Genomic DNA, 14,280 nt, shown 5'->3' with positions numbered 1-14,280 from the left:
AAATCCGTCCCGGGGAGGAAAGTCCATGCAACGCCGTACGTTTTTGAAGACGGGCGCGCTCGCCGCGGCCGCCGCGCCGATCGCGATGCCCGCGATCGCGCAGTCGATGCCTGAGATAAAGTGGCGCCTGACCTCGAGCTTCCCGAAGCAGCTCGACACGATCTACGGCACCGCCCAGCAGTTCGCGAAGTTCATGGGCGAGGCGACCGACGGCAAGTTCCAGATCCAGACCTTCTCGGCCGGCGAGATCGTGCCCGGCCTGCAGGCGCTCGACGCCGTCACCTCCGGCACGGTCGAGTGCGCGCATACGCCGACCTATTTCTATGTGGGCAAGGAGCCAGCTCTCGGCCTCGGCACCGGCATCCCCTTCGGCCTCAACGCCCGCCAGCAGCACAGCTGGTGGTATTTCGGCGGCGGCGAACAGATCGTCAACGGCGCGCTCGCCAAGTTCAACGCCTACTCGATCCCCTGCGGCAATTCTGGCTGCCAGATGGGCGGCTTCTTCCGCAAGGAGTTGAAGACAGTCGATGACCTCAAGGGCCTGAAGTTCCGCATCGGCGGCATGGGCGGCGCGGTGCTGGCCAAGCTCGGCGTGGTGCCGACACAGATCGCAGCGGGCGACGTCTACCCGGCGCTGGAGCGCGGCACGATCGACGCCGCCGAGTTCGTCGGCCCCTATGACGACGAGAAGCTCGGCTTCGTGAAGGTCGCGCCCTATTACTACTATCCCGGCTGGTGGGAGGGCGGCGCCATGCTGCACCTCGTCATCAACCAGGAGCAGTGGAACAAGCTGCCCAAGCACTATCAGGCGATCATGCAGAATGCCTGCGAAGCCGCCAACAACTGGATGCTGGCGAAGTACGACTTCGTCAATCCGGGCGGCCTGCGCAAGTTGATCGCCCAGGGCGCGCAGCTCAAGGCTTTCCCGCAGCCGATCATGGAAGCCTCGCTCAAGGCGGCCGAGGAATACTACGCCGAGACCTCGGCCAAGAGCGAAGCCTTCAAGAAGGGCTATGAGTCGATGGTCGCCTTCCGTGGCGAGAACCTGCTCTGGTGGCAGGTGGCGGAACTCTCCTACGACGCCTTCATGAACCGGTTGCGCTCGCGCTGAAGGGCACGCCTTCCAGATAAGCAGGCATGCGAGACCGACAGCATCCGCGCGCTCTTCCTTCTCCCGAATGGGAGAAGGTGGCGCGGAGCGCCGGATGAGGGCCTGCCCTTTCCGGACAAGGCGAAGGTGGCGACGCTGCGACATCAATAGTCGACGGCGGGCCCTCATCCCTGCCCTTCTCCCACACGGGAGAAGGGTTCCCCGCGCCTGATCGGCAGAATGCGCCCTCTGGAATCCGGCCCGTGTGATGACGGCACGCAAACGCGAACCTCTCACCACGCCTCGGGCTTGTTCGGGTCGAAGCGCTTCTTCAGCTCGCTCCAGCAATCGCTGTAATTGTCCTGCAGCTCCGGCAGGCCGGCGGCGTAGCCGGTGACGCGCTGGGCGAACCGCGTCTCGAACATGAAAGCCATGGTGCCGGTGAGCTTGACCGGCTTCAGCTCGACCGTGCTGGCATGCTCGAAGGCCTGCGCATCCGGGCCGTGCGGCAGCATCATGTTGTGCAGGCTGAAGCCGCCGGGGGTGAAGCCCTCGGGCTTGGCGTCGTAGACGCCGTAGATCAGCCCCATGAACTCCGACATGATGTTGCGGTGGTACCAGGGCGGGCGGAAGGTGTTCTCCGCCACCATCCAGCGCTCCGGGAAGATGACGAAGTCGATATTGGCGGTGCCGGGCGTCTCGGAGGGCGCCGTCAGCACGGTGAAGATCGACGGGTCGGGATGGTCGAAGGAGATCGCGCCGACCGGCGAATAATGCCGCAGGTCGTATTTGTAGGGCGCGTAATTGCCGTGCCAGGCGACGACGTCGAGCGGCGACTGGCCGACACGGGTCGAGAACAGTTCCCCGCCCCATTTGGCGTAGAGCGTCGAGGGTTCCTCGATGTCCTCATAGGCGGCGACGGGGGTGAGGAAGTCGCGCGGATTGGCGAGGCAGTTGGCGCCGATCGGCCCGCGATCGGGCAGCGTAAACGCGCCGCCATAGTTCTCGCAGACATAGGCGCGCGCCGGCCCGCCCATCAACTCGACGCGGAAGACGACGCCGCGCGGGATGATGCAGATCTCGCCCGGCTCGATCTCGATGATGCCGAACTCGGTGAAGAAGCGCAGGCTGCCCTCCTGCGCGACGACGAGATACTCGCCATCGGCGTTGAAGACGTATTCGCGCTCCATCGAGGCGGTGACGAAGAGCATATGCGCCGCCATGCCGGCCTGACTGTCGGCGTCGCCGGCGGTGGTCAGCGTGCGCAGGCCAGTGAGGAAGGTGACCTTCTCCTGCGGGATCGCAATCGGGCTCCAGCGCAATTGGCCGAGCGTAGGCGGTGTCTCGTCGCGGCAGGGCGCGGTGCGCATCAGCCCCTTGTCGACCAAAGTCCAGCGACCGCCATGCTTGACGCTCGGGCGGATGCGGTAGAGCCAGGAGCGCTCATTGGTGGAGCGCGGCGCGGTGAAGGGCGAGCCGGAAAGCTGCTCGGCATAAAGGCCATAGGCCGCCTTCTGCGGCGAATTGCGTCCGACCGGCAGCGCGCCCGGCAGGCTCTCGGTCTCGAAGGAGTTGCCGAAACCGGACATGTAGCGGCGACCGCCCCGGACCTGCTCGCCGAAGCTCGACTGAAGCGTGGTCTGCACGTTCATGGCTGGGCTTCCTCCTGATCTCGTCGATCGCCCGGCCCGGTCGGCGCAGGACGATCCTTGCCTTGGTCGAGCATCGTATTGCGTCGAAAAACGGTGTCCATTCTTCGATCCGATGCTCGCACGCTTTGACAGGCGCTGCCGTTCGGTAATGATCGGGCTGCGGCCGCCAGCGGCCTTTTCTTTCTCCTCAATTAGTTACATGTGCAACTAATGTCAACGAAGCCAAAAACCGCCCCCGACCGCGCCCTGCATCTCGAGCAGTTCCTGCCCTATCGGCTAAACGTGGTCGGCTTCTTCGCCAGCCGCGGGCTGGGCCGGGTCTACGGCACGCGCTTCGGCATTGGCATCCCGGAATGGCGGGTGATCGCGCAGCTCGGCGAGTTCGGGCAATTGACCTCGCGCGACATCGGCGAGCTCTCGCAGATGCACAAGACCAAGGTCTCGCGCGCCGTCTCCGAACTCGACAAGCGCGGGCTGGTGACGCGAGCCGAGAACCGGGCCGACCGGCGCGAGGCCTTCGTCGCCCTCAGCGCCGCCGGCCAACGCCTCTACGCCCAGATCGTGCCGTTGGCGCTGGCCTTCGAGGAGCGCTGGATCGAAGGAATCTCAGCCGATGAACTGCGCGTCTTCGAGCGCGTGCTGGCGGTGCTGACCGAGCGCGGCCGCCACCTCGCCGGCGCCTACCAGACCGAGGAGGCGTGACCTCAAAAGACCGTGATCCGCGCAGCGCGATTTGCCGCCCGGGACGCGATATGCGATGCGCAAAGCTATCTGGGCAGCGTATCGAATCGGCTTTCGCGGACGGTTCGACAGGTGCCTCCTTAGTTCCGTCGCGTTTCTAGCATGTGCTTTGCCGATGCAAGCGATCGCCGCTGGCATGGGACGAGCCACAGGGATAGCAACTCTGCCTTCGATGATTTTCGCTTCGCTCCGACGCGCGCTCGCTCCGGCGCTGGCCTTCGCCGCGCTGACGGGCGCAGCCTTGGCGCAGTCGCCGGCTTGCGACAACTGGCGGGCCGAGCTGTCGAGCCTGCAGGGCCAGCGCGGCGGCGATGGCCGGGCCGCCCAGGCGGCGCAGCGCGTCGCCGGCCAGCTGGCGCAGCTATCCAGCCAGTACCGCTCGATGGGCTGCGACCGCGGCGGTTTCCTGTTCTTCGGTGAGCAGCCGCCGCCGCAATGCGGCGGTATCCGCGCCCAGCTCGGGGCTTTGCAGTCGCAATACGGCCAACTCCAGCAGCAGGCCCAGGGTGGCGGCGTCGAGCAGCGTCGCGCCCAGCTCGCGGCGCTGATCAACAACAACTGCCGGGCGCCGCAGCAACGCGGCTTCTTCGAGACGATCTTCGGGATCGAGCCGCGCCGTGGCGAGATCGATTCGACCCTGCCAGAGCTCGACCCCGATCAGCCGACCGAGCCGACGGAAGGCGGGGCACGCCAGGGCGGGCCCTATTCGGTCTGCGTGCGCAGCTGCGACGGCTACTTCTTCCCGCTCGCCAACAGCCCGGGCGGCCGCGAGAGCCAGGACGAGATGTGCCAGTCGCTCTGCCCCGGCAGCGAGACGCTGGCCTATGGCATGAGCAGCGGCGGCGACATCCAGAACGCGGTGGCACGCAGCAGTGGGCAGCCCTACTCGTCCCTGCCGAACGCGCTGAAATACACCCGCAGCTTCGACGCCTCCTGCACCTGCCGGGCCCAGGGCCAGAGCTGGGCCCAGACGCTGCAGAACGCCGAGCAGATGCTCGAGCAGCGCAAAGGCGACATCATCGTCACCGAGCAACGCTCGCAGGAAATGTCACGGCCAAAGCCCGAGCAGCCACAGCGCGGCAAGAAGGGCGCTGCCAATGCGCCTACGGCTGAGGCCAAGCCGGCCACCCCGGCCGGCCCAGCCCCGACCGTGCTGCAGGCTGCCCCCGGCGACGAACCGACGCCGGACACCAATGTGCCGACCGCCAGCACCGAATCGGCCGGCGTCGGCCCGCAGCGGATCGACGGCGAGAAAACGCTGCAGCAGGGCGACGGCCTGAAGCGCGAGAGCAAGAGTGTCACTGGCGAGCGCCGCACCGTGCGGATCGTCGCGCCCAATCTCGCGCCCAATCTCGGCGTCGGAGCAACCGCACGGCCGTGATCGCCTCGGCTCAGGCGGTCAGCGTCGCCAGCAGCTGCCCATAGTCATCAAAGATCAGGTCAGGGCCGCGCGCTCGCAAGGACTCGCCGGTATTGTAGCCGAAGGTCACCGCACCGCAGGCGATGCCGGCTCGCCGCGCCGCATCGATGTCACGGATTTCATCTCCGATCGCGATCGTGCGCCGCCGGTGAACTCCGGCCCGCCGGATGATGGCCTTGAACTTGGCGCTCTTGCCCCAGAGCGACGCACCGCAGCCGAAATGGCTCACATGAGCCGAGGCCCGGCCGAGCGTACGACGAATGACCGCTTCGCTGTTCGAGCTGGCGATCGCGATCGTGACGTCGCTCTCGGCCAGGCGCGCGAGCATCGACTCGGCCCCCGGAAAGAGCGCCACCGCATCCCCTGCTTCCGCGCTCAGCTTGCGCATGTGCATCGCGATTGCCGGCATCCTCCACAAGGGAACGCCGAGGCGGGCAGTGATCTGGCGCGAATCGAGCCCGCGAAGCTCGTCGGCCTCGCCCTCGGCAACCTCGCGGAAGCCGAACTGCCGTGCGGTCTGGTTGAGCACCGAACAGAACCACGGAAAGCTGTCGGCCAGCGTTCCGTCATAGTCGAAGATCGCAAGAGAGTAGGCAGGCATCGCGGAGACCGATCTTATGGGCCCGGGTGATTGCCGCAGGCTCATGCACGCGTCAATACGGGGCCTCCATCGACGCCCACTGATCTGTGGTCGCCGCAGAGCACCGCCCTCTTTCCCGACATCCGGATGCCCGTGGCCATAAAGTTCCCGCGCAGGCCATGCACCAGAAGCAACTCAGACCAAATCTCTCCTCGCTGACCGGCGCAGAGCGCTAGGCGTAGACCAGCGTATTGCTGCCGGCGCCCGCTGCTGCTCGCGCCGCCTTCAAAACGCGGAGCGAGCCATGTCCGATCCAGCAATCACCACGCCTGCCCCTCAGGGCCTCGATGTCGCCGATACGGCGCGACGCCTGAAGGCGATCTTCATCGGCTCGGTCGGCAACCTGGTCGAATGGTACGATTTCTACGCCTACACGGCCTTCTCGCTTTACTTCGCGCCGCATTTCTTTCCGTCGCACGACCCCGTGGTGCAGCAACTCAATGCGGCGACGCTGTTCGCTGCCGGTTTCATCGTGCGCCCGATCGGCGGCTGGCTGTTCGGCCATATCGCCGATCGCTATGGACGGCGACTGTCTCTGACCCTGTCGGTCGTGATGATGTGTTTCGGCTCGCTGATCATTGCGCTGACGCCGACCTATGCCACCATCGGCTTTGCCGCTCCGGCGCTGCTGGCGCTGGCGCGCATCATCGAGGGCCTCAGCCTCGGCGGCGAATACGGCGCCAGCGCCACCTATCTCAGCGAGATCGCCCATCCCGATCATCGCGGCTTCTATTCGAGCTTCCAATACGTCACGCTGATCGGCGGGCAGCTCACCGCGATCCTCGTGCTGCTCCTGCTGCAGAACGTCTTCCTGACGCATGAGCAGCTGGTCGAATGGGGCTGGCGCATTCCGTTCGTGATCGGCGCGCTTTTGGCGGTGACCGCGATGTTCATGCGCCGCCACATGCAGGAAACCGACTCCTTCGTGGAAGCCAAGAAAGCGGGCCTCCAGAAGGAAAGCTCGCTGCGCGGGCTGCTGAAGTATCCGCGCGAGGTGGCGATCGTGGTCGGGCTTACCGCTGGCGGCACAGCGGCCTTCTACACCTTCACCACCTATATGCAGACCTTCGTGAAGCAGACGGTCGGCCTCTCCGACATCACCACGACCTATGTCATCGCCGGCTCGCTGATCTTCGCGCTGATCCTGCAGCCGATCTATGGCTGGGTCTCGGACCGGATCGGCCGCAAGCCGCTGCTGATCTTCTTCGGCATCGCCGGCACCCTGCTGACCGTGCCGCTGCTGACCTTGCTTTCTCAGACCAAGTCGCCCTGGACGGCCTTCCTGCTGATCTCGGCCGCCTGGATTTTCGTCGCCGGCTACACCTCGATCAATGCGATCGTGAAGGCGGAGCTGTTCCCGACCTCGATCCGGACCACCGGCGTCGCCCTGCCCTACGCCGTGACGGTCTCGATCTTCGGCGGCACTGCGCCGGCGATTGCCCTGTTCTTCAAGCAGCAGGGCCACGAGCAGTGGTTCTACTACTATCTCGCTGGCGTGATCTTCGTCTCGCTGCTGGTCTACGTGACCATGCGCGACACCAAGCACGCCTCGGCGATGCACCGGCACGAGTGAAAGGCTTGCAGACAATTCCCCCACGATACCCACGCCAGGCATCCCCGCCATTCGCAGGTATGCGGTGACATCCGCCGGCTGGCGCGGCTACGCTATATCTCCCCGAATACAGCTACCCCGGCGACGCGGGTGGCGATGACCGGCCTGCACGACGGCCGCCGGCAAGGAGCCAGCCAATGTCCCACGCTCTCCAGTTCTACATCGATGGCGCCTGGGTCGATCCTGCCGGCGGGCTCAAGACGCTCGACGTGATCGACCCCTCGACCGAGGAGGCGTTCGCCAAGATCGCGCTCGGCAGCGCAGCCGATGTCGACAAGGCCGTGGCGGCGGCACGCGCCGCCTTTCCCGCCTTCGCCGCGACCTCCAAGGAAGAGCGCCTGGCGCTGATGCGCCGCCTGCTCGAAGCCTACAAGGCTCGTTATGCCGACATCGCAGATGCGCTGTCGCAGGAGATGGGAGCGCCGAAGGAACTGGCCCATCGCGCCCAGGCCGGGATGGGCACCGCCCATCTTTCCAAGATGATCGAGACGCTCGAGAATTTCGAGTTCGAGGAGCTGCGGGGCTCGACGCTGATCTCGAAGGAGGCGATCGGCGTCGTGGGCATGATCACGCCCTGGAACTGGCCGCTGAACCAGATCATGTGCAAGGTCGCGCCGGCTCTCGCCGCGGGCTGTACCATGGTGCTGAAGCCCTCCGAAATCGCTCCGATGAATGCGATCATCTTCGCCGAGGCGATGCACGAGGCCGGCGTGCCCAAGGGCGTGTTCAACCTCGTCAATGGCGACGGTCCGACGGTCGGCGAGGCGATCTCGCGCCATCCCGGCGTCGACATGGTCTCCTTCACCGGCTCGACCCGCGCTGGCATCCTGGTCGCCAAGGCGGCGGCCGACACGGTCAAGCGCGTCCATCAGGAGCTCGGCGGCAAGTCGGCCAACATCCTGCTCGACGACGTCGACCTGAAGCGCGCCGTGAAGCTCGGCGTCGAGAGCGTGATGCGCAACTCCGGGCAGTCCTGCAACGCCCCGACGCGGATGTTCGTGCCGGCCAGGCTGCACGACGACGCGCTGGCCATCGCCAGGGAGACAGCCGAGCCCCTCAAGGTCGGCGCGCCATCGGCTGACAAGGTCTTCCTCGGCCCGGTCGTCAGCGAGACGCAATACGACAAGATCCAGCGCCTGATCGAAAGCGGCATCAAGGAAGGCGCGACGCTGGTGACCGGCGGGCCGGGCCGGCCGGAAGACCTCAATCGCGGCTACTACGTGCGCCCGACGGTGTTCGGCGGCGTGACCGACGAGATGACGATCGCGAGGGAAGAGATCTTCGGGCCAGTGCTGTCGATTCTGCCCTATGAGAGCGAAGCGGAAGTGATCGCGCGGGCGAACGACACGCCCTACGGCCTCGCCTCCTATATCCAGTCCGGCTCGCTGGAGCGGGCGCGCAAGGTCGCGGCGCAGATGCGCTCCGGCAATGTCTACATCAACTACCCGGCCTGGGACGCGGGCGCGCCGTTCGGCGGCTACAAGCAGTCCGGCAATGGCCGCGAATACGCCGATTTCGGCCTCGAGGAGTTCCTCGAGATCAAGGGCACCGTGGGCTACGCCGCGGCCTGAGTTCGCATCAAAAGCGCGCGTCGTCGGTCAGGCTGGCGGCGCGCGTTCTTCCTGAGAATTACGCCGCTTCGCCGGCGAGTCGCTTCAGCGCCTTCTCGCGCCCGATCAGCGGCAGCAGCGCCGCGAGTTCCGGGCCATGGTCGAGGCCGGTCAGCGCCTGGCGCAGGGGCATGAACAGTGCCTTGCCCTTGGCGCCCGTTTCGGCCGCCACAGCCTGGGTCCAGCTCTTCCAGGTGCTCTGATCGAAGGGCTCGGGAGGCAACAGCGCAGCCGCAGCGGCCACGAACGCCTTATCGGCGACGTGTGTCTCGAGCGGCCCCTCGACGACCTTCCACCAGTCCTTCGCACCCGAGAGCCGGGCGAGATTGCCGCGTACCGCCAGCCAGAACGACTCGCTCGCCGGGATGCCGAGCTGCTTCAGCCGCTCCTCGACCGTGGCGAAGTCGAGCTGGTGCAGCGTGCGGGCGGAGAGCGCCTCCAGCTCGTGCTCGTCGAACTTGGCCGGGGCGCGCGAGACATGGGCGAGATCGACCAACCCGGCGAGTTCGTCGAGGCTCGATACCGGCCGAACCGCGTCGGACGAACCGGTCAGCACGGCGAGCGACGCCACCGCCAGCGATTCGATGCCGGATTCGCGCAGGCCCCGGAGCGAGAGATGGCCGAGGCGCTTCGACAAGCCCTCGCCGCTCGCGGTGGTCAGCAGGTTGTGGTGGCCGAAAGCCGGCAGTTCGCCGCCCAGCGCCTGCATGATCTGAATCTGCACGGCGGTGTTGGTGACATGGTCCTCGCCGCGGATGACGTGGGTGATGCCCATGTCGAGATCATCGACGACCGAAGGCAGCGTATAGGGGTAGGTGCCGTCCTCGCGCACCAGCACCGTATCGGAGAGCGAGGCGCAGTCGACATGCGACGGGCCACGCACGAGATCGTCCCAGCCGATCTCCTCCCAGTCGAGCAGGAAGCGCCAATGCGGCTTGCGGCCTTCCGCTTCGAGTTTGGCGCGCTCCTCTGCGGTCAGCTTCAGGCCGGCGCGATCGTAGACCGGCGGCAGGCCGCGGGCGAGCTGGCGCTTGCGCTTGCGGTCGAGTTCGTCGGCGCTCTCATAGCAGGGATAGAGCCGGCCGACGGCGCGCAACCGGTCGGCCGCCGCATCGTAGAGCGCGATCCGCTCCGACTGCTTGATGCTGGCATCGGGGATGACGCCGAGCCAGCCGAGGTCCTCGGCGATCGCATCGGCGAATTCCGGCTTCGAGCGTGCCTGGTCGGTGTCGTCATAGCGCAGCAGGAAGCGCCCGCTATGCCGTTTGGCGAAGAGCCAGTTGAACATCAGCGAGCGGGCGTTGCCGATGTGCAGATAGCCGGTCGGCGACGGGGCGGTGCGGACGAAGGGAGTGGTCATGACCGGCCGCTTGTCGCGCGGGAACGGCGCGAGGGCAAGGGCACGGCGCATGCTTGTTGGAATGAGATCGACAACCGCCCAGATTGACGCAAGGTTAGAAGGCGACGGGGATGTCGATATCAACGCTGGGAGGCGAGGATGAGCATCACGGCTTCGGTCGGGCTTGGCGGCAAGAACGTGGCTGCCGATGTCCGCCTGGTTCAGGCGACTATCAATCCGCATGTCGCCGCGCTCGGCGTCGCCCTGCTCAATGTCGATGGCGATTGCGGACCGCTGACGAGGGGCGCGATCAAGCGCTACCAGCAGGTCTACCTCAAGATGCCGAGCACGGATTCGCGTGTCGATCCGGGCGGCGCAACCCTGCTGCACATGGCCAACAATCCGGCGCCTGCCGGCGTCGTGGTGAGCGCGATGCGCCTGCCGATCAAGCTCAAGGCCGGCGACTTCCTGCAGGTTCCGATGGTGATCGATCCGGCCGACGGGACGGTGCAGGACGCCTACACCGCCTTCGAATACGAGATTTTCGACAAGGGCGCCCGCCTGGTCGGCACCGACTACGCCTTCGGCGTGCCCAACGAGATCGAGGTCTGGCCGAACGCGCAGGTCAGGATCGGCGTGGTGCTGACCGCGCCTCTGCTGGCGCATGAGCAGTTCCACTACGATGTCGGCTTCGTCGTCTGCCGGGCGCTGGCGCATCAGCTCACCATCGCCCGTGCGCCGACGATCGGCGGGCTGATCACTCAGCTCAACAGCCTCGTGGACCTGCACATCAAGCGCCGCGTCAAGCTGATCCAGCGCCGTTACGACGTCGACACCCAGCACGGCGCCAACGCCAAGTATCAGCGCATCTGGCTCGACCGGATGACGGCCTGCATCGCCAATCCGGCGGCCAACCAGATCGGCGGGTTCTGGCTGTAGACGCGCCGCCTCCCTAGCCGTCATTCCGGGCTCAGGCCTTCGGCCTGCCCCGGAAGGACGACGCGGTTCCTCGCTCTAAAAATCGAAGCTCTCGCCGCCGGCCTTGCCGACACCCTTGACCAACGACCGGTCCGGCTCGTGCGCCGGCTCGCCGGAATCGCGGAAGCGGTTGACGATCGGATAGCGCCGGTCGCGGCCGAAGTTCTTGACGGTGACCTTGACGCCCGGCGCCGCCTGCCGGCGCTTGTACTCGGCGAGATAGAGCAGGCGCTCGACTTGTCTCACCGTCTCGAGGTCATGGCCGCGGGCGACGATGTCGGCGAGGCGCATCTCATGCTCGATCAGGCAGGCGAGGATGTCGTCGAGCACCTCATAGGCCGGCAGCGAGTCCTGGTCCTTCTGGTTCTCGCGCAATTCGGCTGAAGGCGGCTTGACGATGATGTTCTCGGGGATCACCTCGCCGTCCGGCCCGAGCGCGCCCGCCGGCTTCCAGCGATTGCGCAGGGCCGAAAGCCTGAAGACCTCGGTCTTGTAGAGGTCCTTGATCGGGTTGTAGCCGCCGTTCATGTCGCCATAGAGCGTGGCGTAGCCGCAGGACATCTCCGACTTGTTGCCGGTCGTCACCACCATCGGCCCGAACTTGTTCGAGATCGACATCAGCAGCGTGCCGCGCACCCGGCTCTGCAGGTTCTCCTCGGTGATGCCGCGATTGGTGCCGGCGAAGAGCTCAGCCAAGGCCGCCTCGAAACCCTCGACCGGATCGGCGATCGGCACGATCTCGTAGCGCACGCCGAGCGCGTCGGCGCATTTCTTGGCGTCGTCGAGGCTCTCCTGCGAGGTAAAGCGATAGGGCATCATCACGCAGCGCACGCGCTCAGGTCCGAGCGCGTCGACCGCCATGGCCGCGCAGATGGCGGAATCGATGCCACCGGATAGGCCGAGAACGACGCCCGGGAAGCGGTTCTTCTCGACATAGTCGCGCAAGCCCAGCACGCAGGCGGCGTAATCAGCCTCGTCGCCGCTCTCGATCGGGGTGATCTCTCCTGGCAGGCAGCGCCAGCCGTCAGGTCCGCGTTCCCATTGCGTGATCCTGACCGTCTCGCGGAAGGCCGGCAGTTGATGGGCGAAGCTGCGGTCGGCATTGAGGACGAAAGTGGCGCCCTCGAAGACGAGTTCGTCCTGGCCGCCGAGCTGGTTGAGATAGACCAGCGGCAGGCCGCTCTCGACGACGCGAGCCACGGCAACGTTGAGCCGTTCCTCGATGACACCGCGACGGAAGGGGGAGCCATTCGGCACCAGCAGGATCTCGCCGCCGGTCTCGGCGATGCACTCGACGACCTCCTCGCCCCAGATGTCTTCACAGATCGGAATGCCCAGGCGGACATGGTTGCGGAAGACGATCGGGCCGGGCAGCGGGCCGGGCTCGAACACACGCTTCTCGTCGAAGACGCCGTAATTGGGCAGGTCGACCTTGAAGCGCACCGACTGGATCAGGCCGCCATCGAGCAGGGCATAGGCGTTGTAGAGCTTGCCGTCCTCGAGCCAGGGCAGACCGAGGAGTACGGCCGGGCCACCATCGGCGGTCTCGCGGGCGAGTTCCTCGCAGGCCTTGCGGCAGGCGTCCTGGAAGGCCGGCTTCAGCACCAGGTCCTCCGGCGGATAGGCCGAGAGGAAGAGTTCGGGGAACATCACGAGCTCGGCGCCGCCGGCGGCCGCGTCGCGGCGGGCGGCCCGCACCTTCTCGGCGTTGCCGGCGACGTCGCCGACGATCGGGTTGAGTTGGGCGAGCGCCAGGCGAAGAGAGGTCGCAGTCATGATCTGGATGTAGCTTGCGGTCTCCGCGCCAGCAACGGTGCGGCGCCCGGTCCGCCCCTGCGTTTTCGCAAGGACGGGTCAGCGAAGCGACGAGCGGAAGTCGGCCGAGTAGCGCAATTCGCGCAAGGGGCGCACCGCCTGCGTCGTCTCGTCATAGATCGGATGCGCCTTCCAGGCGGCAAGCGCAGCCTCATCGGCAAACTCCCCGTAGACGACGATATCGATCTCATTGCCGATCGGATCGATCCTGGCGTTGGCCGCGATCTCGAAGGCGAGTGCGTGCGGGATATCGCCAAGGCGGTCCAGCAGTCGCTGGATCTCGCCGACATCCTCGGCCTGCCTGGCTGTGAAGAACACGATATGCCGAATCATCCGCCCTCTCCTCACAGCCGGGAATCGCAAATGTCGACCGCGGGCGGATGTCTGATCGAGGATGACCTGATCGGCAATCCATTAACCCGACATTAGGGTTAACCGCGCATGAATTGTCTCCGGACCGGCGCTACCATCGTGCTGGCCGCTGCTTGGAGAGACACGCGATGCGTGCTGCATCTATCGCCGCCCTCGCCCCCGTCGTCGCGATAGCCTGGACACTGGCGCTGCCGCAAGCCGCGCAAGGCGCCGACTATCTCAGGGGCTCGCAGATCGACCAGCCGGTGGAAGCGCCGCCGATGTTCGGGGGCGGGCGCTTCGACTGGTCCGGCTTCTATTTCGGCGGCGGTGCTGGCGTCAGCGACACCAAGTTCAAAATGGACGAAGGGTTGCGAGTTTTGGCCAATTCTGCCTTCCGCAATTCCGACCTCGTCGCCGAGCGGGATATGGGCTCGTATATCGATAACCAGCCCGAAAAGAGCGATAGCAGCGCTCAGTTCTTCGGCATTGTCGGCTACAATTATCTCTTCGACGATGTCGTGCTTGGCTTCGAAGCCGATTACACTCGCTCCGGGCATTCCTATCAATCCAAAATACCGCCTATTGCCAGGCGCAGCTCCTTGCAGAGCGGCAGCGTTTATGACTGGTCAATGGCTCCCAATCAGGCGGCCAAGCTCAACGACTACGCCACCTTGCGCCTGCGCATGGGCTGGGCCTACGGCCGGATCATGCCCTTTGGGACCATTGGCGCAGCGCTCGGGCGCTTCAACACGACCTCGACGATCGACGCCGACATCGCAATCGTAACGAATGCCGGCCAAGTCAACGAAACTAGAGTACGTGCCGTAGGATATCCGCTGCAGGTCGGCAGCACCAAAAACAACACCTACGCTTTCGGCCTCAGCGCCGGCGCTGGCGTCGACTGGGCTCTCACCGACAACCTGTTCCTGCGTGCCGAATACCAGATCATCCGCTTCGCCGAGGTCGAGGGCACGACGGTGACGGTCAATACCGCCCGCGTCGCCGCTGCGCTGAAGTTCTGATCCGCGC

At 65.9% G+C, this 14,280-nt stretch carries 12 protein-coding genes; 7 read left to right on the top strand and 5 right to left on the bottom strand.

Features of this window, described 5'->3' with window-relative positions; genetic code table 11:
• Positions 1 to 25: 25 nt before the first annotated feature.
• Entirely contained in the window at positions 26 to 1,111 is a 1,086-nt protein-coding gene (locus ASE66_RS14285) for a TRAP transporter substrate-binding protein (protein WP_057190284.1), read from the top strand.
• A gap of 272 nt (positions 1,112 to 1,383) precedes the next feature.
• On the opposite strand, the gene hmgA is transcribed toward ASE66_RS14285, so the two are convergent.
• Positions 1,384 to 2,742: a homogentisate 1,2-dioxygenase gene (gene hmgA, locus ASE66_RS14280; protein WP_057190283.1), complete on the bottom strand. Its 1,359-nt coding sequence runs from the start codon at positions 2,740 to 2,742 to the stop codon at positions 1,384 to 1,386.
• 210 nt (positions 2,743 to 2,952) lie between these two features.
• Here hmgA and ASE66_RS14275 point away from each other — a divergent pair, with 210 nt between their 5' ends.
• Positions 2,953 to 3,444, top strand: a complete 492-nt coding sequence (locus ASE66_RS14275) for a MarR family winged helix-turn-helix transcriptional regulator (protein ID WP_057190282.1) — start codon at positions 2,953 to 2,955, stop codon at positions 3,442 to 3,444.
• Positions 3,445 to 3,655: 211 nt separating this feature from the next.
• The gene (locus ASE66_RS14270; protein WP_057190281.1) at positions 3,656 to 4,864 is read left to right on the top strand and encodes a DUF2865 domain-containing protein; all 1,209 of its coding nucleotides are present in this window, start codon (positions 3,656 to 3,658) and stop codon (positions 4,862 to 4,864) included.
• A 10-nt stretch (positions 4,865 to 4,874) separates the two neighbouring features.
• Here ASE66_RS14270 and ASE66_RS14265 read toward each other — a convergent pair whose 3' ends face one another.
• The gene (locus ASE66_RS14265; protein ID WP_057190280.1) at positions 4,875 to 5,504 is read right to left on the bottom strand and encodes an HAD hydrolase-like protein; all 630 of its coding nucleotides are present in this window, start codon (positions 5,502 to 5,504) and stop codon (positions 4,875 to 4,877) included.
• Positions 5,505 to 5,787: 283 nt separating this feature from the next.
• Here ASE66_RS14265 and ASE66_RS14260 point away from each other — a divergent pair, with 283 nt between their 5' ends.
• Entirely contained in the window at positions 5,788 to 7,116 is a 1,329-nt protein-coding gene (locus tag ASE66_RS14260; protein WP_057190279.1) for an MFS transporter, read from the top strand.
• A gap of 176 nt (positions 7,117 to 7,292) precedes the next feature.
• A complete protein-coding gene (locus ASE66_RS14255; RefSeq protein ID WP_057190278.1) occupies positions 7,293 to 8,726 on the top strand; it encodes an aldehyde dehydrogenase family protein in 1,434 nt (477 codons plus the stop codon).
• A 58-nt stretch (positions 8,727 to 8,784) separates the two neighbouring features.
• On the opposite strand, the gene gltX is transcribed toward ASE66_RS14255, so the two are convergent.
• Entirely contained in the window at positions 8,785 to 10,125 is a 1,341-nt protein-coding gene (gene gltX / locus ASE66_RS14250) for a glutamate--tRNA ligase (protein WP_057190402.1), read from the bottom strand.
• 138 nt (positions 10,126 to 10,263) lie between these two features.
• Here gltX and ASE66_RS14245 point away from each other — a divergent pair, with 138 nt between their 5' ends.
• Entirely contained in the window at positions 10,264 to 11,043 is a 780-nt protein-coding gene (locus ASE66_RS14245) for a peptidoglycan-binding domain-containing protein (protein WP_057190277.1), read from the top strand.
• Between the two features lie 75 nt (positions 11,044 to 11,118).
• Here ASE66_RS14245 and ASE66_RS14240 read toward each other — a convergent pair whose 3' ends face one another.
• Positions 11,119 to 12,858, bottom strand: a complete 1,740-nt coding sequence (locus ASE66_RS14240; protein WP_057190276.1) for an NAD+ synthase — start codon at positions 12,856 to 12,858, stop codon at positions 11,119 to 11,121.
• 78 nt (positions 12,859 to 12,936) lie between these two features.
• The gene (locus tag ASE66_RS14235; RefSeq protein WP_057190275.1) at positions 12,937 to 13,230 is read right to left on the bottom strand and encodes a Dabb family protein; all 294 of its coding nucleotides are present in this window, start codon (positions 13,228 to 13,230) and stop codon (positions 12,937 to 12,939) included.
• 152 nt (positions 13,231 to 13,382) lie between these two features.
• Here ASE66_RS14235 and ASE66_RS14230 point away from each other — a divergent pair, with 152 nt between their 5' ends.
• Positions 13,383 to 14,273, top strand: coding sequence for an outer membrane protein (locus tag ASE66_RS14230; RefSeq protein WP_156412155.1), 891 nt, complete (start codon positions 13,383 to 13,385; stop codon positions 14,271 to 14,273).
• Positions 14,274 to 14,280 lie beyond the last annotated feature (7 nt).

The organism is Allobosea sp. Root483D1, from assembly GCF_001429505.1.
Lineage (GTDB): Bacteria > Pseudomonadota > Alphaproteobacteria > Rhizobiales > Beijerinckiaceae > Allobosea.
Note: the sequence above shows the minus strand (reverse complement) of the source record. Positions and strands in the feature narration are given on the sequence as shown.

Coding starts and splice junctions, on each gene's coding strand:
- ASE66_RS14285 (WP_057190284.1), top strand. CDS start 26: ATGCAACGCCGTACGTTTTTGAAGACGGGCGCGCTCGCCGCGGCCGCC.
- hmgA (WP_057190283.1), bottom strand. CDS start 2,742: ATGAACGTGCAGACCACGCTTCAGTCGAGCTTCGGCGAGCAGGTCCGG.
- ASE66_RS14275 (WP_057190282.1), top strand. CDS start 2,953: ATGTCAACGAAGCCAAAAACCGCCCCCGACCGCGCCCTGCATCTCGAG.
- ASE66_RS14270 (WP_057190281.1), top strand. CDS start 3,656: ATGATTTTCGCTTCGCTCCGACGCGCGCTCGCTCCGGCGCTGGCCTTC.
- ASE66_RS14265 (WP_057190280.1), bottom strand. CDS start 5,504: ATGCCTGCCTACTCTCTTGCGATCTTCGACTATGACGGAACGCTGGCC.
- ASE66_RS14260 (WP_057190279.1), top strand. CDS start 5,788: ATGTCCGATCCAGCAATCACCACGCCTGCCCCTCAGGGCCTCGATGTC.
- ASE66_RS14255 (WP_057190278.1), top strand. CDS start 7,293: ATGTCCCACGCTCTCCAGTTCTACATCGATGGCGCCTGGGTCGATCCT.
- gltX (WP_057190402.1), bottom strand. CDS start 10,125: ATGACCACTCCCTTCGTCCGCACCGCCCCGTCGCCGACCGGCTATCTG.
- ASE66_RS14245 (WP_057190277.1), top strand. CDS start 10,264: ATGAGCATCACGGCTTCGGTCGGGCTTGGCGGCAAGAACGTGGCTGCC.
- ASE66_RS14240 (WP_057190276.1), bottom strand. CDS start 12,858: ATGACTGCGACCTCTCTTCGCCTGGCGCTCGCCCAACTCAACCCGATC.
- ASE66_RS14235 (WP_057190275.1), bottom strand. CDS start 13,230: ATGATTCGGCATATCGTGTTCTTCACAGCCAGGCAGGCCGAGGATGTC.